Origin of the sequence: Myxococcus sp. AB025B, assembly GCF_006518215.1 — a bacterium.
Taxonomy (GTDB): Bacteria; Myxococcota; Myxococcia; order Myxococcales; family Myxococcaceae; genus Myxococcus; species Myxococcus fulvus.
Genome location: NZ_SRLW01000576.1, coordinates 1 through 2,189, shown reverse-complemented (window position 1 = coordinate 2,189; position 2,189 = coordinate 1). Strand labels below are relative to the sequence as shown.

Below are 2,189 nucleotides of genomic sequence, written 5' to 3'. Positions count from 1 at the left end.
GGGGTGGGCGGAGCTGACGCGCCGTCCCAGGAGCGGGACCCTGACCGGCCGTGCAGCCCTCCGGAGGGGGCCCTGGTCGGCCAGCGCCACCAGACGTTCCCCGCTTCCCAGGCGGCTCTGGTAGTGTCCGGGCCGGTGAGGATTCGCGCGTGAGCCAGGTTCCCGCCCCATTCGCTCCGAAATCCGGGCAGCAGTTCCGAGGCCCCCGGCTGACCGGGCGCTTCGCGGACGGCACCCTGGGGGAGTTCCCCCTGGGGCCGTTGACGTCGCTCGGCCGTCATCCGTCCAACACGCTGCGCCTGGTGGACCGCGAGGTCTCCAAGGAGCACGCGACCATCGAGAAGGTGGGCAAGGACTTCGTCCTGAAGGACCTGGGGTCCTCGAACGGGACGTTCGTCAACGGCAAGCGGGTGAAGGAGCTGCGGCTGAAGGACGGGGACGAGATCGCCCTGGGCTCCTCGCGGCTCATCTTCCACAGCGGCGAGCAGCCGGCGGTCCCCGCGCCCGCGGCGCCCGGCGTGACGGTGGTGGCGCAGTCGGTGTCCATGCCCGCGTTCCTGGCGCAGATGGACCAGGTGCCGCAGAACTTCCGTCCGGTGGACCAGATGACGGACGGCGAGGCGCTGCGCCGCGACTACGAGAAGCTGCGCATCGCCCACGAGTTCCACCGGCAGGTGAGCACGCAGGGCAGCCAGACGGGGCTGTTCGAGCAGATCCTCAAGGTGGCCTTCCAGCTGCTCGCGGCGGACCACGGCGTCATCCTGAAGGTGGCCGGGGACGGGGAGTTCATCCCGGCGGCGGTGCACCACCGCACGGGCAAGCCGGTCAACGTCATGCTGTCCGACACGGTGCTCAAGCGCGTGGTGGAGACGGGCAAGGCGGTGCTGACGGCGGACGCCATCATCGACGAGCGCTTCTCCGCGGCGGAGAGCATCGTGGCGCAGGGCATCCGCTCGGCCATGGCGGTGCCGCTGATGGTGAACTCCAAGATTCAAGCGGTGCTCTTCCTGGACAGCCGCCAGCAGATCAACGCCTTCTCGGAGAAGGACTTGAACATCCTCTCCGGCATCGCCTCGCAGGCGAGCATCGCGCTGGAGAACGCGGCCCTGGGCGAGCAGATCCGCGCGGAGGCGGTGACGCGCGCGGAGCTGAGCCGCTTCCTGTCCAAGGCGGTGGCGGACGCGGTGATCTCCGGTGAGACGGAGGACCTGCGGCAGAGCCGGCTGGCGGAGGTGAGCTGCCTGTTCGCGGACATCCGCGGCTTCACCACCATCTCCGAGAACGAGTCGCCGCAGGAAGTGGTGTCGATGCTCAACACGTTCTTCACGGCGATGGCGGACGTGGTGTTCCGCTACGAGGGGAACCTGGACAAGTTCATCGGCGACTGTGTGATGGCGGTGTGGGGTCCGCCGCTGTCGCATCCGGACGACGCGGCGCGGGCGGTGCGGGCGGCGCTGGAGATGCAGGAGGCGGTGGATCAGATCAACCGCAACCGCGTGGCGGCCGGCAAGGCGCCCATCGAGGTGGGCATCGGCATCAACACGGGCCAGGCGGTCGTCGGCTACATGGGCAGCGCGGAGCGGCACGAGTTCACGGCCATCGGCGACACGGTGAACACGGCCTCGCGGTTGTGTGGCATGGCCAAGAGCGGCGAGGTGCTTGCGTCGGAGTCGACGGTGCGCAGGTCCGGCGCGGGCTTCGACGTGGAGGAGCTGCCGGCGCTGCAGGTCAAGGGCAAGGAGAAGGCCGTCCCCACCTACCGCGTCCATGGCGTGGAACATACGACCGCCGCCTCCCCGCGCCGATGACGACGACCCAGGAGTGTCCCAACTGCGGGACCCAACATGACACCCGGGTTTATGTCAGCGGGCAGAAGCTGACGTGCCGTTGTGGCATCCGCTTCGAGGTGCGTCGTCAGGACGTGGGGGGCGCGAAGCCGGCTGGGTCGGTGCATTCGAACATCACGTTCGCGCCGCACCGGGCGCAGACGGTGAATGAGCACACGCGCGACACGGTGGTGCCGGGGTTGGGTGGGGAGGAGCGCGCGTCGCGCGGCCCCAGCTATGCGAACGGCGGGGCGCTGCGAGATGCGTCCGCGGGGTCGAGCGGAATCGATTGGAGTGAGGCGCGTGAGCCCGGCTCGTCGAGGGTCGGCGCGGCTCCGAGTGGTATCGCGAGGGCGGGTGCCT

2 protein-coding genes are annotated in these 2,189 nt (G+C 69.6%); both read left to right on the top strand.

The features are described from left to right. Positions 1-149 precede the first annotated feature (149 nt). Complete coding sequence (locus tag FL311_RS42725) at positions 150-1,808, top strand: adenylate/guanylate cyclase domain-containing protein (protein WP_141333367.1); 1,659 nt, start codon at positions 150-152, stop codon at positions 1,806-1,808. A 140-nt stretch (positions 1,809-1,948) separates the two neighbouring features. After that, positions 1,949-2,189: hypothetical protein (locus tag FL311_RS45825; protein WP_228557472.1), on the top strand; the 241-nt coding region annotated here is incomplete at its 3' end.